This is a genomic window from Pseudomonas sp. SWI36, assembly GCF_002948105.1.
Lineage (GTDB): Bacteria > Pseudomonadota > Gammaproteobacteria > Pseudomonadales > Pseudomonadaceae > Aquipseudomonas > Aquipseudomonas alloputida.
Map to the genome: position 1 here is coordinate 4,689,751 of NZ_CP026675.1, position 20,423 is coordinate 4,710,173.

At 60.3% G+C, this 20,423-nt stretch carries 23 protein-coding genes; 6 read left to right on the forward strand and 17 right to left on the reverse strand.

Annotated features, from left to right (window positions below; translation table 11 throughout):
• Positions 1 to 220: 220 nt before the first annotated feature.
• On the reverse strand, positions 221 to 1,936 hold the full coding sequence (gene mobH, locus C4Q27_RS22425) for a MobH family relaxase (RefSeq protein WP_103469201.1): 1,716 nt from the start codon (positions 1,934 to 1,936) through the stop codon (positions 221 to 223).
• A 223-nt stretch (positions 1,937 to 2,159) separates the two neighbouring features.
• On the opposite strand from mobH, the gene C4Q27_RS22430 reads away from it, so the two are divergent.
• The 3 genes from C4Q27_RS22430 to ltrA all read left to right on the forward strand — a co-directional run bounded on the left by C4Q27_RS22430 (position 2,160) and on the right by ltrA (position 4,770).
• Positions 2,160 to 2,354: a hypothetical protein gene (locus C4Q27_RS22430; protein ID WP_103469200.1), complete on the forward strand. Its 195-nt coding sequence runs from the start codon at positions 2,160 to 2,162 to the stop codon at positions 2,352 to 2,354.
• A 124-nt stretch (positions 2,355 to 2,478) separates the two neighbouring features.
• Positions 2,479 to 2,844, forward strand: coding sequence for a histone-like nucleoid-structuring protein, MvaT/MvaU family (locus C4Q27_RS22435; protein WP_103469199.1), 366 nt, complete (start codon positions 2,479 to 2,481; stop codon positions 2,842 to 2,844).
• Between the two features lie 504 nt (positions 2,845 to 3,348).
• On the forward strand, positions 3,349 to 4,770 hold the full coding sequence (gene ltrA / locus C4Q27_RS22440; RefSeq protein WP_104887394.1) for a group II intron reverse transcriptase/maturase: 1,422 nt from the start codon (positions 3,349 to 3,351) through the stop codon (positions 4,768 to 4,770).
• Between the two features lie 81 nt (positions 4,771 to 4,851).
• Here ltrA and C4Q27_RS22445 read toward each other — a convergent pair whose 3' ends face one another.
• The 3 genes from C4Q27_RS22445 to C4Q27_RS22455 all read right to left on the reverse strand — a co-directional run bounded on the left by C4Q27_RS22445 (position 4,852) and on the right by C4Q27_RS22455 (position 6,864).
• Positions 4,852 to 5,790 carry an ArdC family protein gene (locus C4Q27_RS22445; RefSeq protein ID WP_103469198.1) on the reverse strand — a complete coding sequence of 313 codons (939 nt, stop codon included), beginning with the start codon at positions 5,788 to 5,790 and terminating at the stop codon, positions 4,852 to 4,854.
• An 86-nt stretch (positions 5,791 to 5,876) separates the two neighbouring features.
• A complete protein-coding gene (locus C4Q27_RS22450; protein ID WP_232099723.1) occupies positions 5,877 to 6,200 on the reverse strand; it encodes a hypothetical protein in 324 nt (107 codons plus the stop codon).
• 298 nt (positions 6,201 to 6,498) lie between these two features.
• Positions 6,499 to 6,864 (reverse strand): DUF3085 domain-containing protein, encoded by a 366-nt coding sequence (locus C4Q27_RS22455; RefSeq protein WP_019099029.1) that lies wholly within the window; start codon positions 6,862 to 6,864, stop codon positions 6,499 to 6,501.
• A 465-nt stretch (positions 6,865 to 7,329) separates the two neighbouring features.
• Here C4Q27_RS22455 and C4Q27_RS22460 point away from each other — a divergent pair, with 465 nt between their 5' ends.
• Positions 7,330 to 7,686 (forward strand): GNAT family N-acetyltransferase, encoded by a 357-nt coding sequence (locus tag C4Q27_RS22460; protein ID WP_103469197.1) that lies wholly within the window; start codon positions 7,330 to 7,332, stop codon positions 7,684 to 7,686.
• Between the two features lie 4 nt (positions 7,687 to 7,690).
• Here C4Q27_RS22460 and C4Q27_RS22465 read toward each other — a convergent pair whose 3' ends face one another.
• Genes C4Q27_RS22465 through C4Q27_RS22480 form a run of 4 tightly spaced genes read right to left on the reverse strand, consistent with a single transcriptional unit; the run spans position 7,691 to position 11,873 of the window.
• Positions 7,691 to 9,229 (reverse strand): conjugal transfer protein TraG N-terminal domain-containing protein, encoded by a 1,539-nt coding sequence (locus C4Q27_RS22465; RefSeq protein WP_103469196.1) that lies wholly within the window; start codon positions 9,227 to 9,229, stop codon positions 7,691 to 7,693.
• Positions 9,230 to 9,238: 9 nt separating this feature from the next.
• On the reverse strand, positions 9,239 to 9,544 hold the full coding sequence (locus tag C4Q27_RS22470) for a hypothetical protein (RefSeq protein ID WP_103469195.1): 306 nt from the start codon (positions 9,542 to 9,544) through the stop codon (positions 9,239 to 9,241).
• Entirely contained in the window at positions 9,541 to 10,896 is a 1,356-nt protein-coding gene (locus tag C4Q27_RS22475; RefSeq protein ID WP_103469194.1) for an integrating conjugative element protein, read from the reverse strand. Before C4Q27_RS22475 ends, C4Q27_RS22470 begins: the two co-directional genes overlap by 4 nt.
• Positions 10,896 to 11,873, reverse strand: coding sequence for a TIGR03756 family integrating conjugative element protein (locus tag C4Q27_RS22480; protein WP_103469193.1), 978 nt, complete (start codon positions 11,871 to 11,873; stop codon positions 10,896 to 10,898). Before C4Q27_RS22480 ends, C4Q27_RS22475 begins: the two co-directional genes overlap by 1 nt.
• Here C4Q27_RS22480 and C4Q27_RS29850 point away from each other — a divergent pair.
• The gene (locus tag C4Q27_RS29850) at positions 11,872 to 12,000 is read left to right on the forward strand and encodes a hypothetical protein (RefSeq protein ID WP_256127447.1); all 129 of its coding nucleotides are present in this window, start codon (positions 11,872 to 11,874) and stop codon (positions 11,998 to 12,000) included. The two genes, C4Q27_RS22480 and C4Q27_RS29850, sit on opposite strands and share 2 nt — an antisense overlap.
• A gap of 94 nt (positions 12,001 to 12,094) precedes the next feature.
• Here the strand turns inward: C4Q27_RS29850 and C4Q27_RS22485 are convergent, their stop codons facing one another.
• The 9 genes from C4Q27_RS22485 to C4Q27_RS22525 are packed head-to-tail and all read right to left on the reverse strand — an operon-like array spanning position 12,095 to position 19,520.
• Entirely contained in the window at positions 12,095 to 14,836 is a 2,742-nt protein-coding gene (locus C4Q27_RS22485; RefSeq protein WP_103469192.1) for a conjugative transfer ATPase, read from the reverse strand.
• A complete protein-coding gene (locus C4Q27_RS22490) occupies positions 14,836 to 15,255 on the reverse strand; it encodes a TIGR03751 family conjugal transfer lipoprotein (RefSeq protein WP_103469191.1) in 420 nt (139 codons plus the stop codon). The genes C4Q27_RS22485 and C4Q27_RS22490 overlap by 1 nt, the downstream gene beginning before the upstream one ends.
• On the reverse strand, positions 15,218 to 16,726 hold the full coding sequence (locus C4Q27_RS22495; protein ID WP_103469190.1) for a TIGR03752 family integrating conjugative element protein: 1,509 nt from the start codon (positions 16,724 to 16,726) through the stop codon (positions 15,218 to 15,220). The genes C4Q27_RS22490 and C4Q27_RS22495 overlap by 38 nt, the downstream gene beginning before the upstream one ends.
• Positions 16,716 to 17,522 (reverse strand): TIGR03749 family integrating conjugative element protein, encoded by an 807-nt coding sequence (locus C4Q27_RS22500; RefSeq protein ID WP_103469189.1) that lies wholly within the window; start codon positions 17,520 to 17,522, stop codon positions 16,716 to 16,718. Before C4Q27_RS22500 ends, C4Q27_RS22495 begins: the two co-directional genes overlap by 11 nt.
• Positions 17,519 to 18,160: a PFL_4703 family integrating conjugative element protein gene (locus C4Q27_RS22505; RefSeq protein WP_103469188.1), complete on the reverse strand. Its 642-nt coding sequence runs from the start codon at positions 18,158 to 18,160 to the stop codon at positions 17,519 to 17,521. The genes C4Q27_RS22500 and C4Q27_RS22505 overlap by 4 nt, the downstream gene beginning before the upstream one ends.
• Positions 18,157 to 18,558, reverse strand: coding sequence for a TIGR03750 family conjugal transfer protein (locus C4Q27_RS22510; protein WP_103469187.1), 402 nt, complete (start codon positions 18,556 to 18,558; stop codon positions 18,157 to 18,159). The genes C4Q27_RS22505 and C4Q27_RS22510 overlap by 4 nt, the downstream gene beginning before the upstream one ends.
• A 7-nt stretch (positions 18,559 to 18,565) precedes the next feature.
• The gene (locus C4Q27_RS22515) at positions 18,566 to 18,943 is read right to left on the reverse strand and encodes a TIGR03745 family integrating conjugative element membrane protein (protein WP_103469186.1); all 378 of its coding nucleotides are present in this window, start codon (positions 18,941 to 18,943) and stop codon (positions 18,566 to 18,568) included.
• Between the two features lie 15 nt (positions 18,944 to 18,958).
• Entirely contained in the window at positions 18,959 to 19,198 is a 240-nt protein-coding gene (locus tag C4Q27_RS22520) for a TIGR03758 family integrating conjugative element protein (protein ID WP_024717928.1), read from the reverse strand.
• Positions 19,185 to 19,520: an RAQPRD family integrative conjugative element protein gene (locus C4Q27_RS22525; RefSeq protein ID WP_103469185.1), complete on the reverse strand. Its 336-nt coding sequence runs from the start codon at positions 19,518 to 19,520 to the stop codon at positions 19,185 to 19,187. The genes C4Q27_RS22520 and C4Q27_RS22525 overlap by 14 nt, the downstream gene beginning before the upstream one ends.
• A 347-nt stretch (positions 19,521 to 19,867) precedes the next feature.
• On the opposite strand from C4Q27_RS22525, the gene C4Q27_RS22530 reads away from it, so the two are divergent.
• The gene (locus C4Q27_RS22530; protein ID WP_103469184.1) at positions 19,868 to 20,377 is read left to right on the forward strand and encodes a TIR domain-containing protein; all 510 of its coding nucleotides are present in this window, start codon (positions 19,868 to 19,870) and stop codon (positions 20,375 to 20,377) included.
• The last annotated feature ends 46 nt before the right edge of the window (positions 20,378 to 20,423 follow it).

Below are 20,423 nucleotides of genomic sequence, written 5' to 3' on the forward strand. Positions count from 1 at the left end.
TAAGGTGCACCGTTGGTAGGGATGTGTTGTTAGGTAATAGTAACGGCTCGTACGTCTGCTGATTTTTGCAACGATTGTGGTTTGGTTTGTGGTTGGGCGTATGTGGCGCGCGCTTGGTGCATTTGGAAATGCATGATTAGTTTTTCTCGTGATTTGTCACTCACTTCTGCGATGCTGAGTTTGGTTTTTGAGGTGTTGTTTTTAATTGGCGTGTTATTTTTTAGGCTGACGATAATATCAAGTGCGGATTATTATTTGGGATTGCACTTGCAATGCTTATGCCGTTCTGAAGCAGATAGCCATTGAGTGATCCGGATTTGCGTCGACCTTTTACCACACAGGTCCAGATGTTTTGGCCGTTCGGCTGTCTTTTATGAACTTCCAACTTCTCAAACTGGCGTTGGACCCAGCGCCAGATATCACTCTCGGTATCTCTACCGACCAATTCTGGATGCTCGGCCGCATATCGTTGGAAAATACCTGGCGAAACCAGAAAAAATGTGTCGTTGACTGTGTGAATCTTGGCCCTGCTGTCGTTGATCACTAAGCGATGACTGTGAACCCCTTGGCGCAGCCACTCAAGAAAGGCCAGCCCCACCGCATTCTCTGGTGGAGCAGTGGCGGATCGCGTCTTTTCAGCGCCTGATCCACTCTCGTGTTCGCCCGGTACTTGCAACATTTCTATTAGATCGTCGAGGTAGTCGAATTTCTGATCTCGCAGCACGGCAACGGGTTGATTAACTTTTGGTGCCGCTGGATGCCGATCCGGAGATAGTTCGTTTGTTTCACCGGTCGTTAGGGAACCGTCGATTAACGGCTCAACCTTGCCGCTGAAGCAGTCTGGCCGGGGCTCATCGGCCCAAATCAGGCCCGGCCGCAGGCGAAGAAAGGTAAAACGATACTGCCAGTCCCCGTCTGTGACTGCGGCGCTCCACACCGCTTTCCCTTCACCTGTCGCATCCACCAATCCATGTGATTGCAGCTCATCGAACAAGGCGATATTGGAGGAGGGAATACCGTCCACCGATTGAGCCAGCAGGTAGGCACGCAGTTTGTCGGTCGCGGTTTTGCTGACCAGCCACAGATGATCCGCGGTGAGCCAGCCGGCAGCCCCAGGCTGGTTGAGCTTGAACTCGTTTTTGACCAGGTGGCGTAGCCCCATCAGCAGGTGATGCTGCAGCGAATGTTTAGGTGCCTGCAGTGCTTTGGTGGGGTTGGCGCCGATGTTCTGTGCCGTGGATACCCGGTCGGCTTGCAGGACCAGCTCTCCGAGGGTGCCGGCGTGCTCGTAGTGGTCGGCCAGCAAGGAGAGCAATTGTTTCCACAGTTCAGGGTAACTGCTGAGCCAGTCAAGTAGCGCGGGCGTCAAGATCTGCGTATACAGCAGCCCGGCGGCGGCACCGTGTAGCTGGTAGTCCCGGTCGGTATTGTAACGGAAGCGGTAAGGCTGGTTCATGGGGCCGTGCCAGGGGTGCCAGCGTTCACCATTCTGGTACTCCACCTGGACATCGACGGCAATTTTACCAACGTCATGCAGCAGGGCGCCGTAGGCAATGGCGGCGCTCCAGGCATCAGCCTGCGCAGCTTGGTCTTCCGGTGCGGCACCACTGGGGAGTAAGTAGGACTGGCGTAACTTCAGGCTGCACGCCACCAGTTCCAAACCGTGGTCGAGCATGCCACCTGGATAGGCATGGTGATGGCTCTCACTGGCCGGTAGTTGCTGTACATAGGTGGCGTAGCGATGAATCGGTTCGAGGTAGAGTTGTTCGAACTGTAGCGGGGAGAGGGCCGTGTATTGCCAGATGCGCTCGAGTAGCCTTTTCCGGTGGCTGGCAGCAAGCAGTGATTCCGCCGTTAGAGGTTGATGAAAGCCCACGACGGCGGGGGTGGTTTCTTCGGGAAGGCCTTTTTGCGGTTTGAACCACCAGCATCTCATCGCAGTACCTGCCTTGCGTTCAAAAGGTCCTTTTGCCTTTTCGGATAAGTCTCTTACCCTTGCGCCCCCTTCCATTGACACCATTACCCTTTACCGCCTTTGCCTTTTTCGCGAGTGCGATAATCCGAAGTGTGGCGCATCGGATTAGCCGGTCGATCGGCATAGCCGACCCTTTCGAGTGGGGGTAGACTGACCGGCATCATTTTTCTGAGCTGGGGCGCTGATGACGCTGAGTGATGCTGTATTGATCGTGTTGCTGGCGGACCGAATTCATGGCACAGATGCTGCCATTCGGTCTGCCGCCAAGCGCTGTGCGAAAAAGTTGCCGCGCAGCCAGCGCGACATCTTGTTCAAGATTGGCAGCAGCGGGGCGCCTCGCGAAGTGGTGGCGCATCTCTGTCAGAACTTGGCTGACTGATCTGTCACAGAGTTTTGCAATTAATGCGCATTAAATGACTCTTAGATTGGGAATTAATACTCGGATATTGAGTGTGTCTCAGTTATTATGCATTCACATGTCTCATACCTAGGAAAGATCTCTCATGTCCAAACTTGCTGAATTCAAAGCACTGGAAGCGCAGCTGGCCGCGCAACTTCAACAGCTGGATGCGATGAAAAACGATTCCGGCCTGAAGCAGGAGATCGAGTTTGAACAGAAGCTGAAAGCCTTGCTGGAAGAGTACGGCATGAGCCTGCGCCAGGTGATCACCATTCTGGACCCGTCCAAGGGCGTGAGCGTGGGTGCCGCAAGCGTGTCGAGCGGAGCTCAGCGCAAGCCGCGTGAAGTTAAGCGCTACAAGAACCCGCACAGTGGCGAGGTCGTGGAAACCAAGGGTGGCAATCACAAGATCCTCAAGCAGTGGAAGCAGGAACACGGCTCGGATACCGTTGAGAGCTGGCTGCAGTAATCGACTGCGCATTTGCAGCGGCCGATCCACGGCGCTGCAGGCAAAACAAAGGCCCCAAATCGGGGCCTTTTTGCTGGGTGCGCCAGGCATGGCGCGTTGCGCGTAGCGCAACCCGCTTGGTTGTGGTGGCCAAAGCGGGTGACTTGGAGGTGAAAGTCCTCTACACACCCGGCAAGGGGAAGTGTTAGCCGGAGGCAAGGGTGTCGTGGGTGACCGCGAATCTGAAGGAAGCCCGAGGCAAACTGCTGGCCTGACGAACAGGAAGCGGATAGAGGCGGCACAGCGGGGTGAGGCGGCCCAAATCGTCAAAGCCCAATACTTGCACGGGGCGCTGTGACGTAAATCCGACAGGCATAAGCAGGAAGGTCGCGCGAATTACCCTGGGAGATCTGCACGTTTGCCGATGTGCTACCGAGCGTCGAGAGGCGACGGGATGAACGTGCAGAAGTCAGCCGAAGCCGTAGTAAGTGGCGGATAACCGCGCCACCAAGGGCCGAACAGGTTATGCCGCTAGTAGGCGTCACTGTCTCGTTGGTAGCCGTAATGCAGAAATTTCCTACAACGGAATCTGTCACTCCGAATCCCGGCCAGAAGCCGAGGGTGATGCCTGACAGTGCAAAGGTGCCGGCGGCGTCAGCGACGTGGACGAACGCGGAGCCGGACACGCTGATGGAGCGGGTGCTTGCACCGGCCAACCTCAGGCGTGCGTATCAACGCGTGGTTAGCAACAAGGGGGCTCCGGGTGCCGATGGCATGACGGTCGCTGACTTGGCGGGCTACGTGAAACAGTATTGGCCAACCCTCAAGGCCAGGTTGCTGGCCGGTGAATACCATCCCCAAGCAGTGCGAGCGGTTGAAATTCCCAAGCCGCAGGGCGGCACACGGCAACTGGGAATCCCCACCGTCGTGGATCGCCTGATCCAGCAAGCATTACAGCAACAACTCACGCTACTCTTCGATCCGCTGTTTTCGGACTACAGCTACGGTTTTCGTCCGGGCAAAAGCGCTCACCAAGCCGTTGAAATGGCCCGCTCCCATGTGGCGGCGGGGCATCGCTGGTGCGTGGAGCTTGATCTGGAAAAGTTCTTTGATCGGGTCAACCACGACATCCTGATGGCCTGCTTGCAGCGTCGCGTCGAAGACAAGCGAGTGCTTAGGCTCATCCGCCGCTACCTTGAAGCTGGGGCCATGTCGGGCGGTATCGTCAGCCAACGGCAAGAGGGGACACCGCAAGGCGGCCCACTCTCGCCGTTGCTGTCGAATATCCTTCTGGATGAGCTCGACCGCGAATTGGAACGGCGGGGTCATCGCTTCGTGCGCTACGCCGATGATGCGAACATTTATGTGCGCAGTCCTCGGGCGGGCGAGCGGGTGTTGGCCAGTATCGAGCGCTTCCTGTGCCATCGTTTGAAACTGACGGTGAACCGGAAGAAGAGCCAAGTAGCAGGGGCTTGGAAGTGTGACTACTTGGGTTACGGGATGAGCAGGCACCAGCAACCAAGGCTGCGCGTGGCAACAATGAGCCTGGGGCGCATACGCGACCGACTCAGAATACTGCTGCGCAGTGTAAGGGCTCGCAAAGTGGCGACCGTCATCGAGCGAATCAATCCTGTCCTGCGAGGCTGGGCTGGCTACTTCAAGCTCAGCCAGAGCAAACGCCCACTTGAGAAATTGGATGGTTGGGTCAGGCATAAACTTCGCTGCGTCATCTGGCGTCAATGGAAACGGCCCTCAACGAGGGCGCGCAACCTGATGCGCCTGGGCCTGAGCGAAGAACGTGCCTGTAAATCGGCCTTTAATGGCCGAGGCCCGTGGTGGAACTCGGGAGCATCTCATGTGAATCAGGCGCTACCGAAGAGGCTATGGGATAGGTTCGGACTGGTCTCGATACTGGATACGATAAACCGGCTTAGCCGTATAACCTGAACCGCCGTGTACGGAACCGTACGCACGGTGGTGTGAGAGGACGGCGGCTGTGAAGCCGCCTCCTACTCGATTTAAGGGAAATTACGCCGTGAGTCGCTGAGTCGCTTCTATGGCGTGGTCGGACTGCAGTGCCAATAGGTATTCCGAGGCCTCACGGGCTTGGCCACTGGCGCGGAAGATCGCGCGCTTGTCTTCCTTGAGGATCTTCAGCCAGGAGGCCAGGTACTCCTCGTGGCGCAATTCTCCCTGGGTGGCGGTCAGTGCGCAGAGAAACGCTGCGCCCATTTCCGCGACCAACTCCTCGAAGGCATAGGCTGCGGAGCCGAACGCGTGCCCGCCGGTGATGCCGTCGCGGTTCAGGCGCGATCGATGACCCGACCAGTGAGTCAGCTCATGCAGGGCCGTCGCGTAGTAGCTGCCGACGTCTTCGAACTGGGCCTTGGTGGGCAGCTGGATGCGATCGCGTAGCGGCTGATAGAACGCGCTATCTCCATAGCAATGCTCGATCTGCGCGCCGCTGGCTAGCAGCAGCTGCTCGGCCGGGGCATGGTCGATGAAGGCGGGCGGCTCGGTGAGCTCATCAAGGACTGGCTGCTCGTCAGGCATGCCTTCGGTCTGCTCGATGTTGAACAGGCAGTGCGTGCGCAAGAGGGCGAACTGCACCATTTTGATATTGCCCTGGTCATCGCGAACGACCTGGCCGTCTTCGTCGTGCGCCTCCTTGCTCATCGGTTTGTACAGCACCGCGAGGGTGGATTGCTCGCCCTTGCGCACATGGCCACCAGCTTTGCGTGCCTGGTTGAAGGTCAGCCAGCGATCCTGGGTGAAACCTCGCAGGCGCGCCTCGGCCCACAGCAGTGGAATGTTGATGCCGGCGTAGGGCCGTCGGGTGATGGCGTTGATGGGAAAAGGGGAGTCAGCACTTGAACCGGTGGTGGTCCAGGGTTTGATCCAGGGGATCACGCCTTGGCTCAAGGCGCTGACGATCTTGTTGGTGACATCCAGGTAGATATCGGACATGGCGTTCTCCGGGCGTGTAGGGGGAACGCTGCCCAGCCGGGAAGGGTTCCCGGTGGGGTAGTGAGGCAGTAGCGGTGTTGACAGGGTCAGAGGGCGGCGATATCGACTACGATTTCGCCGGGCAGCCTGATGAGCAGAAAAACCGGGCCGCAGTGTGGCGTGATGCGAGCCAGTTGAAGCTGCGGCAAGTGAGCAGATACCGAAGTGCCGTTGCGCCGCGAGTAGTCGAGTTGCAGCTCAATGGGGCAGTGTGAGGTACGCGGTACCGAGTTCAGTACTCTGTTGAGCAGGTCTGCCAAGCGCATGGCTGACTGTCCAATCGGTTCCTCGCCTGTGGCAGGTGCAATGAACTGCTGCCAGACACCTGGGCTCAGTACCACCGCATCGGAAAAGCGCTTCATCCTGGACATTGGGACCTCCGCGTAGCTGATCCCGCGACACCTCATGTGAGGTTCGTGCGTGGACTTGCTCAATCTGAACAAGGCATTGAGCAGGGGGCGTCCATCTATTAAACCGCGCTTGGACGTGAGGTCAATCTCCGATCTACACCTCATATGGAGGGCTCTATCCAGGGAGTTCCAGCGAAGACTTCCGTCCTTGGACTCCTGACAAACGGCGATCTTCAACCGACTGAAAAAGGATGCGAGAGGCGCCCAGAGAGGCCGGTTAAGGTGCCGCTCTGGGAACGCGTGGAGCTCGCTTCTGCGTTCAAGACTTGCCTGCGGGGTCAACCTCGGCGGCCAGGTACAGGTGGGTGGACGTGGCCTCCACCACCAGCGATCCTGCGGTACCGCGAAGGCTGGCGAGGACAGGATCATCAATGTCGAAGTACTCGGCAAAATCGTCGCCGCCGAATTCATCGCGGGCGCGATTCCACCAGGTGTCGAAGTCGTCGACGTTGGGGTTGCAGCCAGTGGCATAGGCCACGCGTTTGCGGCCACCGCCATCCGGCTTGCTTTCGCCAATCTCGGACATGAGGTAAACACCGTGGTCCTTGACCAGTATCAATCTGCAACCATTGATACCGGCCTCGGCCAGCACGGCGTGAAGTTCAGTGCCTGTGAAACGCAGCATGATGAGATCCTCCAGAGGGTGCGGAGGAACGCCATCCCGTGTGGGAGAGTTCCCAGCACTGGAATGGATGTGAGTAGGGTGCAACGAAAACGCAGGTTCAGTGAACCCGGGGGAGTAGAAAGCGTTCATCACCGGGGAACGGTGACCATGCGAGCTGCCGAACGCGTATCGCATTTTGGGGTAACCATCACATGTGTGACGTAGCCTCCAAGGTTATGGCTACCTGGGGTGCTGGAAAACCAGCGATTGCACACTTGATTTACCAAGCGAACCGGCACTGCGTCAACGGTGCTTTTCGGCGAAGGCAATGTTCCCTATCCATTGAGCGCCACCGGCGATAATCCGCGTTGTCTAAGTGATCAACGGTCATGGAATTCAGCGACAGAGGAGTAAGCTAAAGCTTGGATCCAAATTAGCGGTAGCGGCTGGACCGCGTGCGCGGTTATAGGTAAGGGAGGCAATCAAATGTCGACTCAAGCATCCTCGGCTTCTGGCAGCACCGGTATCGGCAAGCATCTTATTCGCGCTGCGGTTGGTGCTGGTCGAGTGGTGAACAGATTCGAATCCACGGTTTTGAACTCCCGCGTTTTGGCCGCCGTGCCGTTCAAATATCGCAAAATTGGCTTTCAGGTAGTTAAGTTGATCCTGATGCTCGTCGTTGCTTCAGTTGCGATATCTCTCGCGCTCGGGATGCTTGCTTTATGGACCATTGCCGCGCTGCCAATCAGTACTGAGAGAGAGCCCCGGATCCATGAAATGAGCCACCCTCGACATCATCTTAGATTCCCAGAAATGTACGACGATAACGGGGCCCCCAGGTGATTGGTTACTTGAGTCTGCGGGCACCGGACATGATCTGTGAAGATCCCTTTTCTGCTTGTACCTGAGCACCTTCTGATCCCCGGGTGAGGAGCGTTTGCATACCGCTGCCCACGTTGTATCCCGCCCAACTCATGACGCCGAGGAAAAACATCGGCAGCACTACGAACATTGCACCCATCACGTACTCGATCACCTGCGCGGTAACTGTCCCGTCCATGAGGCCTGCTGTCGGCAATGACAACAGCGCCTGGTCTGTGACCGATACCTGGTTGTACAGAGTTTCCAGCATGCTCGAGTCGATCCAGCGCGCGAGCTCCCACCAGAACGTCAGCATGTGCAGCGTGAACAGTGCGAACGTGATCGTCATGAGCGCCTTGAGCTGGTAAGTGCTGATCAGCAGCACCAGCGGCAGACTGATGATCGTGCCCATGATCAGAAAGGCCTGGACCATCGGCAATGCCGCGCGCAGCGCATTCATCGCCGGGAAATTACTAAATGAGCCGAGGGCCAGGCCGGTGTTGGTGGCCAGGTTGTTCAGCCCTTGCGTCAGCGAACCGCCACGGGCGCTGCTGCCGTAGTCCTGGAACACTTGCCCAGGCGCCATGCTCAAAGACTGCTGCCGTGGACTCACCAGCTCGCGTAAGGTGGCGTCTTCGACTTCTGTAGAAGTGTGCCCCGTCAGCCAGCCCCGCAGCTGCGAGAGCAGCGATGGATCAACCTCGGCCACCAAGCGATCGCGCAGTCCGATTGTGCCGTCGCTCCACCACTGTTTGCAGGTGGGGTAGCCGGCGCCGCTGTCGAGTTTGGGCAGGGAGGTGTCTCGGGTCTCGTCGTACGGCCAATCGGCCCTGGGCATTCGCGAGCGATCAATATCGTAGTAGCCCGGTGTGTTGAGCAGGTAGGTCGAGCCTATCCAGGACGCATCGTAGCTTTGCGACTCGTCCAGCTCGGGCCGATTGGTGAACAGCCGCGAGCGCGAAAAGCCGTAGCAGTCTCGGGTGAAGTCGGCGACTTCCTGCAGCAGTACCTGGTCGTTGATCCGCGAGCTGTCGATCTCCATGCGCATCGCCCGGATGTCGGGTGCGCAGGGAATCGACGCGGTCGCTGCGGCGGTAATGCCTTTGCTCATGGCATGCACGAGGAACCACCACACCGGCACGTTTGCTGACTTCTCGCCGATGGTATTGAAGGTCGTGCCCCAGGCCGTGTCGGCAGGCCTGGCCATGGACACCCCACAGCGCTGGCTCGCGGCATCGTCGAAAGTCACGGATGAAAGGCTCAACGGGAAGAACGGCATACAGCCGAACAGAATGACCACGTAGCTCATCCACAGCCGGTTCTCTACGCGAGGGATCGACAGCAGGCCCTTATTGCCCTCGTCGGCACCCTGTTGGCGAGCTGATAGCCATTCCTGGAGGATGATCGCACCGAAAGGGGCGGCGAACAGCCCGGTGTCCGCCAAGGTGTTCCAGATGCCGTTGTTGATGATCCAGGCCAGCAGCGACAGGTAGTACTCAAGGTAGCTGTTGGTGCTCATGTTCATGGCTGCACCTCACACGCGAGACAGCTCGACCAGGATGATCGAACTGAAGCCGATCAACCCCAGACGCTTTAGCCGTTGCTGGTCCACAGGCGTAGCTCGCATACGCAACGCTGCGGCCCAACCGGTGAATATCAGGGTGTACAGCAGGGCGCGCCACCACGCGAAGTAGGCGGCAGTTGCCCGCGTTGGTGCGAGCCCATCCAGTTGGGCAGCGGGCAGTTGTAGTGCCATCCAGGCAATCAGCAACATGATCAGCATGGTGCCGAGGATCAGCAGCACTTGGGCGATCATGGACCTCACAGAAATCGGCATCATGGCGTGCTCCTTTCCTGGTCAGCCCGACGCAGTCGGTCCGGCTCCGGATCGCGCTGATCAATACTGCGCGAGGCGTCGGCGCCGCCGGCGTGGCGATCAAGGACCAGGCTGGCGGTATTGGTGGCCAGCGACTGGCGTACCTGCAGCTCGGTTTGCAGCAGGCGGATCTCCCGTTCCAGGGTTTCGACGTTGCTGTTGAGGGCGGTGGTGGCGGGCTGCGCCGATGCCACGTTCGGTTCGTGGCTGCCGGCGAACAGCGTGCGCTGTAGCAGCATCGCCTTGTAGATCACGCTGGACAGCGCGGTCTCACTGGCCAGGCGCCGGGCCAGCAAGTTCTGGTCGGGGTCATCGCGCAGCCCCTCGATGACGCCGCGAGAGACCTGCAACAAGGGGCTGGAGACCTTGCTGAGGTTCTCTGGGGTAGGCTGGTCGGCACCCGAGACCATGTGCTGCAGGCCTTCCAGGTGTTTCGTGTAGGTTTCCTGGATCAGCGGCGACAGGCCCGTACCGGCGGTTACACGCAGCGTCTCGCAGTCATCGCAGGTTTCCACCTCGGTTTCACCGAGCACCCGTGTCGCCCATTCCGAGGCCTCCTCGGGGCTCGACCAGGCTTGGCAGATGGCGCCATTCTGGCAGCCCGAACCGACGGCCGAGGTGTCCTCGACGGATCGGTTGTGCAGCAGGTTGTAGCCGGCCTTTACCACATCCGAAGTCACCCGGATGGGTTGCTGTCCGTTACCTCCGGCTTTCTGCCCACCGACCCAGCTGACGCCGTTGTTGCCGTTGTTCGACTCGGTATCCTTTACCGCCATTACGGCATCGCCGCCGGACTGCTCAAGGTTGTGCTGCATCTCCTGGTTCTGGGCCAGCGCACCCCATCCGGCCTGGTCGACCTTGTCGGCCATTTTTGCCGCCATCGCTTGGCAGGTGAGCTTGGAACGATCGAAGTCGATGCGTCCCTGCAGCACGCCATTACTCAGCAGCTCATACAGCCCAGGGTTGGCGCGCTGGATGATCATCGCCGGCAGCGACATCACCGCTTGTGTGGCGTTCTGGATGACGTTGCCCATGATCTGCTGGAAGCCCTGGGTGGTACCATTGAGCTGGTTCTGCAGGGTGTTCGAGAGGTTCATGTTTCCGCACATCATGTTGGCCCGCCAGGACATGCCGACGCCGAGGCCGTTTGGACGGTAAAGCGAGGAGGGCGCTCCTGCCGCGGAGCCGCCGCCGATGGTGTACATCACGCGGTCATCCAGGACCTGGGCTTGGTCACCGAGGTGGTAGCCGTTCTCTGCGGCATGGCCTGCGGCAGACACAAGGAAGCACACCAACCCGAGCGCGAGGTTTTTCATCACTGGCCTCCATCAAAGTCGATGCTGAACAGAAACGTCTGACCCATACGCTGGCAGCAGCGGTAGGGCCGCCACAGCGACCAGGCATAGGCGCCGTCGGCGCTCTGGATCGTTGGGCTGGGGAAGATGACGCAGGTGTTCTGGATCACCGGAACCAGCAACTGCCAGCGGTGGTTGTCGACGTTGTTCTCCATCACCGGCTGCGGCGGCCAATAGCCGGGAGCCGGTATCGGCTGCAGCGGAAGATAAACGTGCGGCTGGCCGACGCGGGTGATGAAGTCGCTGGCGCGCTGGGCCATCACGGCAGCCGCCTTGAAATCATCAGGTTGCACCAGAAAACCGTGGCGCGGATACACGCTGCCCCACATGTCTCCGAGTGCCTGGTTGCCGATCTCGCGCATCCCCGGGACCAGTGCCTGTGGGTAGACGGACTCGGGGATCGCCTGGCGCCACGCCAACGGGTCGAGCGTGCTGAGGTAGTAGGGCGCAAACGGCACGGCTCCGCTTGGGCAGGCATATCCGAATGTATGCGCGAGAGCTGTGAGGGCTGCCCCGCCGGGATGGCCAATGCCGTCGACATTCTTGAACCTGGGCAGGTTATCGCGCTGCGGCGAAGGCGTGATCAGGTTGCCACCCCCTTGCGACGCCGGCGTCGGCATCGACAGCGCGGACATCTCGCTCCAGGGATTGGCGCCCGTGTCGGCATAGCTCGATATCACCAACTCGGGAATGAAGTGACGGATCTTCGGTGAGGTGCGCACCGTGCAGCCGAAGGGTGTGCATAGCAGCCAGTAGCAGATTCCGACGACTCGGTACTCCAGGCACTGCAGCGACCCGACGGAGGCGATGATGGTAGGCGTGGTCAATGCCAGGCACTGCTCGGCGGCGACCAGCAGAGCTGCCGCGGTGAAGGCTCGGCCACGGCGAGCCGTTCTGGGTTTAGGCGCTTTGCTTCGGGTGAAGGCGGTGACGTTCATGGGAAACGCTCGGCAGGTGGCAGCGGTGTGCATCCGTGCGCCAAGTTTCAGCATCCCGGATCCGGTGCTGGAGGAGGGCGGACAAACCGAGTCCGGGGTGATCGGTTTCGTCGGGCGCTCGATTTAGCGGCGCGAGATGAGCAAAATGGCGAAGGAGTACAAATGTGCTCTTTTCTAATTTTTACTAAGCAGAAGGGCTCGGATAGCCCTGACGGTGTCGTTCACGAGATGCCGCGCAGGCGATCAATCTCCGCCGCGACCTGCAGGGCGGCTTCCAGCTCGGACTGCTGGTGCTCTTCCATCAATCGCCAGCGCTGAGCTTTTTCCTCGGGCTCGGTCATGGCCAAGGCGAGGTATAGGCTCGGTGGTACCGCGCGGAACAGCGTCTCTAGGTTCTTCGACAGGACGACGCCCTCGGTGTACTTGCCCGAGGCCTTGCTTGCGGAGAGCAGCAGCGCTTTCTGCGCCGGCGTGAGTTTCTTGAAGCGGGCTATTTCCTCAATTTCCGCTGGCGGCATGTTTAAGCAGATCCACCATTCGATCATGTTGAGCATGGTCTGCGCCGCGTCGGGCAAGTCGGCCATGTTCTGCGTTGCCAGCCAGAACCAGGCACCGAGCTTGCGCCACATCTTCGTGCCCTTGACCACGAAGGGTGCCAGCAGCGGATTCTTGGTAATTATGTGGCCTTCGTCGGTGACCATGATGATCGGTCGTCCCAGGTACTGATCGCGCTCAGCGATGTTGTTTACCGTGTTCATCAGGCTGATGTAGCTGATCGACATCTGCGCCTCGTAACCCTCACGGGCGTACGTGGCGAGGTCGACGATCGTCACGTCGCTCTCCGGCCAAGGTGTGCCGGGCCGGTCGAACAAGGCACCTTCGAAACCCTGGCAGAACAGGTCGATCGACTCGGCCATCTCCTGCGCTCGCTCGCGGCGTTTGTCGGGCAGATGGGTGTCGCTGGCGACCTTACGCAGGGCATCGCGGACATGGCGGGTCAGCACCTGCTGCTCAGTCGTCGCGCAATGTCGGGCGGCGTCGAGGATGCACTCGCGGATCAGACTGCGGTCTGCTCGGGTCAGGCGCGCCTCTTCCTTGGCTTCGCCGCCGGTGATCATCAGCCGCGCGGTAATCTCCAGCTCGCCCAACACATCGCGCTGCTCGTCACTGTCCGGCGCGGCCTCATCCAGATCTTCAGTCGACAGGCTGGCGACCTGGTCTGGATGTTCAATTAGGCGCCGGGCATGGGCGAACGGCGCCAGGCTCACATCGCTGCCCGGTTTGAGCTGAACCTTGTTGATGGACAGCCCGAGGGTGGCGAAATAGTCACCCTGTAGACCAAAGGAGTTGCCCGCCTCGACGATAAACAAACGTGGCCGGTACACGGCCATGACCTGCATGAGGATTGAGACCAAGGTGGCCGACTTGCCGGCGCCGGTCGGGCCGAACAACAGCAGGTGGCCATTCATCGAGCGGTCGAAGCGTGACAGCGGATCGAACGACAGCGGCGCACCGCCACGGTTGAAAAAGGTGATGCCCGGGTTGCCGGTACCGATGCAGCGACCCCAGAGCGGCAGCAGGTTGGCGACGTGCTGGGCAAACAGCAGTCGGGTGTACCAGTTACGTGTGTCCCGCGCCGGGTTGTAGGCCATCGGCAACCAGCGTAGGTAGCTGTTGCACGCGGCCACTTCATCGCCCTCGCGCACCGGCTGCAGGCCGGCACCTAGCAGCACGTTGGCAGCCTGGACCGAACGCTGGCGCAGCTGCTGTTCATTGGCGCCGCGCAAGTACAGCGCCAACGTGCCGCGGTACAGCTTGTGCTGGCGACCAATCAGCGCGCGGGCCTCTTCCACGTCCTGGCGTGTCTGGGTCGAGGCGAGGTTCTCGCCGATGGCTTTGCGCGCCAGACGATTGAGCTGCTCCTCGAGCACATCCTGGGGTGTGATCACCAAGGTCAGGCTCATCACCGCCTGCTCGGGCAACTGATCGAACAAGGCGTTCAACGCTTCGCCCTTGCGTGTTTCACCGGTCAGCTGGCCGATATGCGGTGGCCTGCGTAGCTTGTCGACCACCATCACGGCGTGGGGCTGTTGATCGAAGTACCACAGACCCTGCTCGCTATCGGAGCGCGGCTCTTGAAAGAACAGCCGCTCGGCGAAATCGTGGTCGAACGGCAGCGGCAGCTCCTCGCCGTCATCCCCTTCCGGATAAGGCACACGTCGATAGAACGCGGCAGGCGTTTCTTCGGTGAGGGCAGGGGCCGGGTTGAACCAGGGCAACAACCAGGCGTAGAAGTCGCGCCCGGTCAACCGTCGAGGGCTGACCCCGCAGGCCTGCAGCGAGGCCACCAAGCGGTCGCAGGTGCGGCTCAACAGCTGAACCGGGTTCTGCCCATCCTCGTCAGCCTGCTCCCCGAGCCAGCGATAGACCACCAGGCGAATACGCCGATTGCTGCCGCGCCACGGCAGGTGAGACACCACATGGTCGTCGAACAGCCCGCCCGGTTTGCCGACGGCGTCGAGGTGACGCTGCATCGACGCGAGGAAAGCCTCGGTGAACGGCGTACCTCGCGCGCGCGGCGCGATGTAGCGCTCCAGGCGTTCAAGGTACGGGGCAAAATCACTGTCGTCCTGGCAGAAGAACTGCACCACCCAAGGCGCCTGATCGAGCTCGTCGAAGCTGTCCTGCAGCGCATCTTCCAGGGCGTCGCGTGCCGCCATTAGCCACTCGGGCTCGCGGCCCTCGGTGCCGATTGGTTGCAGCTCGAACACGGCCCCCACGGAACGGTTGTCATCGAGCAAAAAGCACTGCTCATCTTCGAGGTATTCGACCCAGGGCAGGTGGTCGGCGAAGCTGGGGTTGTGCGCGTACTGGGCGGCCTCATCGGCCAGCGTGGCGCGCCGACGCTGCGCCTCGCGCCAAGGCCTCCAGCGTAGCGGGTCGCGACTCGCGTCATCGGCCATCACAGATCGTCCAGGCGCTCGCCGGGCAGCGCGTACTCGACCTTCTCGTACAACGGGAATACGGTCGAGTAGCCAGGCACCGGTGCCTGTTGGGTACCGGCCAGGTGCGGGTAGACGTACATGACCAGGTCTGGGTTAGGCAGACGCGGAAACTGGGCACGGATTTCGTTGGCCGCAGTGCGCGTATAGGCGCTCTGGTCGTTCATCAGGCGCTCGGGATCCAGCACCGGGCGACGCAGTTCGCCCCGCGCCTCCAGCAGCTGTTGCTGAGTACCGACCGAGCCACCGCCGTTCCAGATATCAAGCATGGTGTGATCGCCATGGGGCAGCATTTCCTCTTTGCTGGTGGAGCAACCGGCCAAGTGCAGGCCGAGCAGCAGGCTAATCCAGATCCAGTACCGAAACGGATGGGCTTTCATGGTTCACTCTCCGGCCTTTTGGTTCGTAATCGATGCTGATTTCGTGGTCCAGGTGCAGAGCCACCTTGGCCCCAGGGGGCACGTAGATGGCGGCGAAGGCTTCGCCGTAGAGCTTGTTGATCCACTCACGGATGTCGCCAATGCCACCGCTGATCACCGAGTTCAGCGCGCTGTTGCCGCTGTTCTGGCTCAAACCCAGGCTGCCGCTGGCCGAATTAATGAAGGAGGTGTTGGTTTGCTCGCTGCCCAAGGCCGCGGCGAAGCCGGCGCCGGCCGCAGTGATCAGACTCTGGCTGCCCAGGTACTGCTGGGCGTTGGAGCGGCGCTCACCGGAAATGCAGGGGATGCCGTAGGGGTCGGAAATGTAGCCCAGGCCGCCGCGGATCTTCTCGGTGTCAGAGGTCTGGGTGCTGCTGCGATTGCGGCTGACGACCTTCTGCGGCTGCGGCACCGTGCGAACGGTGCCGTCGCCGAAGACAAAGGTGATCGACTCGACCTGACCACGCACGCAGGACAGCGTCCAGTCACCCGCAGCGGTGCCGCTCATTACCGCGCCGACCACGTCCGGCAGGTCGATGCCGTTGGCAGTGAGGTTGTCTGGCCCCACCAGCACCTTGAACGGATAGGGATCGTTCACTGTGCCGTCCACCGGCACCCGGCCAATCAGCGCGGTCATGGCGATCGAGCCCATCAGCGTCGAATTCTCGGGGATGGTGTAGACGGGGCGGGCACCTTCGGTACGGTCCTGGGCGTTCTCCAGGTCACGTTCGCCTTTGGCGACGGCACGCAAGCGATCCTGGCCACGGTCGATGGCGTTGTCGTCCAGACCGTGCAGATCCTTGAACTTCGAGGTCAACGACGACAGCGGTCCCTCGGCTTTGCCGGTGTTCTCTTGGCCGGCGCGGGAATTCGATGGTTCGATCCACTGCACCGCATCTGCCGGTGCCTGAGGGCCTGCAAACTGCTGCTCGTCGCCTGGCTCAAGACCGAAGCCCGCAGGAACATCCGACTTTACGGCGGGCTTACCGGTGAGCTGATCCTTGAGCCTGGAGAGTAGCCCCTGGGTCTCGCGGTGCTGTTGCTCGGCCTTCTGCCGTGCATCGTTGGCCTGCTGGCGCTGTTCGGTAACCTGTTGGGTGACACTGCTCAGCGTGCTCTGGATGCGCGTATCGATATTGCCTTCGCGCGTGCGCAGCCGGTTGTTCTCGGTCTGCAGGGCATCGTTGCCTTTCTTCAACATCTGCATTTCGCTGCGCATCGCTTTTACCTGGCCGATCAGCGTGGCCACGGTGTCGCGTGGGGTGTCGCCGGCGATGCCCAAGGCTTTGGCCTGTTCCGCGCTGAGCGTGGCATTCTCCGGATCGTGAGTGGGCTGGCCATCCGGCGCGGTCACCCAGGACTTGATGATGATCAGCACGATGCCCAGCAGGACCGCAGGCACAAACCATTTCAGCAGGCCGTTAGCTTTCATGATCGGCAGCCTCCGGTTTTGGCGGGGGCAACAGCAGCGCGTGCTTCAGGTCGCCGCCGCGGGTGACGAGGTATGCCACGGTGGTGTCTTCAGGCGTACCGGTGAGACCTAGGTCCGCATGCTGGAAGGTTGCGGCGTACAGCGTGGCCTGTAGGTGACGCGGGTCCAGCGCGACCTTGCCAGGACCGCGGTTCACGATCTTTACCGCCGTCACCCAGTAGTCGCCCAGCCGCCAGGCCGCGAGTGCCTTGATCGAAACCCGCTCGGTGGGCAGCAACGAACTGAAAGCAACGGCGTCGCTTAGCGGCACCCGTCGCACACCGGGCAGTGGTGCCACGGTACGCAGGGGCGCATAGAGGTTCTGCGCCGCATAGCGGGTGAGCACCACAGGTACCGGCGTAGCTGCCGGTGCCGCCTCCTTCGCAGCTTCCACGCCCGGTACCGAAGCCTGGCCCACGATCCTGACCGGCTCCAGTGCCTCGCTGCCCTCGAGCGCCTCGATGTCGATCAGGATGATGTCACCTGACTTCACCGACTGCAGTTGCAGCCGGGTAGGGGGAAGGGTTTCAGCGGCGCGCAGATAGACCGTGCCGCCGACGGACTGCACGCGCAGCTTGCCAGCGATCGCACTGGGCAGCCCGACACGCACATCCTCATCCAGCATCAAGACCCGCTCCTGGCCCACCGTAAGCGGTACGGCCAGCGGCAGGCGGTCCCAGTATTTGACCTCGATCGCACCGACTGCAGAACACCAACCTGCGGCAACCGCCAGAATCATGATCAAGACACGCATCATCCCGCACCTCCAGGCAGCGTCAGTTTCTGCGGTGTGCCTTCGTAGCAGTCCAGGGCCAGGCCCCACTTGTTGTGCTCGGGGTCGACGTCGAAGCGCACCACACGCAGCGGGTAGCGCACGACGACGCGTTTCACCGGCTCGGCGGCGTAGTACTCGTCGGCATTGAGGTCGAGTTTGACCAGCCAGCTGTGCTTATCCAGCTGCTTCACGCGCAAGTCGGGATCGTCGCTGTAGCCGCGGCCCAGCACCTCGTACACCCCGCGCACCCGGCCGCGCAGTTCGCCGGCGGCCTTGCGGTACTCGAAGTCACCGTCGAAGAAGGTCTTGCACGCCGGTGTCAGGTAGGGCTGCAGAGCAAAGATGGCACGGTGGTAGTCGACCTCACCGTCGGTTGGCCAGCGGTTGAGTTGGCCGAAGATGTACAGAGCGAAGCCGTAGATGTTTTCCGGGGGTACATCCCACCACTTGCGCGTACTGCCGGAGCGCAGATCGGGCGGCACATGAATGGTCAGCTCGGAGGGTGCGGACTGCCAGCCGTACCACAGCCCGCAGCACAGCAGTGCCAGGATCGATACGGCCAGACGCAGGCTGAAGATATGCGCCTGCTGCGCGTCGACTTTGTTGCGGAAGCGGCTCATTCAACAGCCCTCACATGTCGACGTGTACGGCGGACGGTCCAGGGCCCCGAATGCAGGATCAGCTGATGAGTGCCGATGCCCCAGTGCACTGCCAAGTGCCACTGTAGACGCCGGTACAACCAGGTTTCCGGCCGGGCGCGCTTGGCTCGGCGCATCAGCTTGCCGCCGCCCAGCAACACCAAAGCCATGCAAATGAACATGCAGGTGGGGAGGGTAGCGATGGAGGCGGTGGCCACCGCCAGCGGCGCACCGAGAATCACACCTAGCCCTGCGCCGACGATCAGCGCGACCCACATCTCGTCGTTGGTGAGCCCGCGAAGAACGGCCGGGTCATGGTTGAGGCGCTCCGGGAGGAAGGTCAGCGTTCCGTCAGGCAGAGTGGCTGGGGAGTCGGACATGATGACCTCACAGGATCGTCGCAGCTTTGGTGAGGAACCACAGGATCACCACCACTAGCAGCGCGCCGACGCCGACCACCGCGCCGAGATCCTTCCAAGTCTTACGCTGGTTCTGCACGTCGGCGTAGACGGTGAGCGAATGCCAAGCCACGCCGAGGAAGGCGAGAGTGGCTATCAACAGGCCGAGCAGAATGCCGCCGTCGTAGGCGTAGTTCTTGATGGTGTCGATCAGACCCGAACCTTCGCCGCGAGAGGGCGCTTCCATGGTCGGTAGGTCAGCCCAGGCCAGCGTCGAGCTCAGCAGCACTAGGCTACCGAACAGGACTTGCGGACAGGATTTCCGGAACAGAGCGAGCGGGCGATGGCAACGACGGTAGAGGTTCATAGCAAGGACTCCTGATTACGACAACATGAAAAACATCAGCACGATCAGGGCGAGGACCAGGCGCAGCGTGCTGCCACCGAGCGCACCGAAATTGAGGTTGCCGGCTGCCCACCCGCGGTAGCCGGTCCACAGGGCCCAGCTACACCAGAGCAATGCGAGCACGAGCACAGATGAGCGCCACAGCACCGAGCTGAGCTGCGGGGTGAACCCGGCAACGGCAGAGAACGCGTTTAATTGGGCGTCAGTCATGCTCATCGGAAGGACTCGAGTTAGCCGCTTCAGCCCGGTAGTCACCAGTGAACTCGACCAGATCGGCAGGCTGCGCGCGGGAGGGCGACAGGTAGTTGTGGATTCCTTGACGCATACGCTCGAGGTCCGCAGCGAACCTCGGATAATCGAAGCGATAACGGGGCCCTGCAGCATCGACAGATCTGCTGCTTGCGCTCTTGGCCAATAGCTCGATGGCGGTGATCTGCCGCTGCACCAAGCCCAGACTTGAGCGCTCGCGTACGTCTTGAGCCGCAGCAGAGAGCGTTACAAAACACGCAAGGAGCAATGTGTAGGGAATAGGAGTCATGATTAAATCCAGCCGGGTAACTGGCTTTTACCTTGAAGGCGCAGGCGGGTTATTGCATGACCAAAAGGGATTTTCGGTCATTCACATTCGAGGAGCAGGGGTGGATGCAGGGGGGGGGCGGTTTGCCCTTACGCAGGTTGACTACAGCAGCTAAAGCTCCAGGTATGTTGGGTTGCACATGAATCGGTGCTTGCGTTTGTCGGCTGCTCCGACTGTTCGAGTGACCTTGGTCGTTGTGTTCCTCCTCCAGTCACACTGGGTAATAGATTCGGTTTGGAAAGTAAAGCTTTCGTCAGAAAAGTATGATATTAAAATGCCTTTACGTTGCAGATTAACACGGAGGGTTTATGGCGTATCGAAATAAAACTTACGTCGCTTTCGCAAGCGAAGACATTAACTTGTATCGGCTCATGGAAGCATGGCGCGAGAATGATAAGATAGACTTCGATTTTTTTGATGCTCACGATCTATTCATTTCGAGGGATACAAGTCAGCGGGAAACGATTAAGCGAAATCTTCGCCAGCGTATGAAAAATGCAAAGCAGGTTGTCTTGATTGGCAGTCCAGATGCCAAGAGGAAAGGCGGGGATGGATATTCGTTTTTGGCTCACGAGCTTGAGCTAATTGTGGAGTTTGACTTGCCCGTTGTGGTGGCGAATAAAGGCGGCAGTCGCGAAATTCAACGAGCGTTAATACCGACTCCCCTGCTGAATGCGGACTACTATACAATGTCAGTTTCGCTGCAGCCAGCTATAATAAAGTTTGCGCTGGATGAGTATGTCCCAGCGTTCGCCCAGAAGGTGAGAAAAGGTCCGCATTATTATCCGGCGGATATTTATAAGAAGCTTGGTATCTAGCGGGCAGGTGGAAAGTTATCGCTCCGGCAGAGGTTTTAATCTGCCG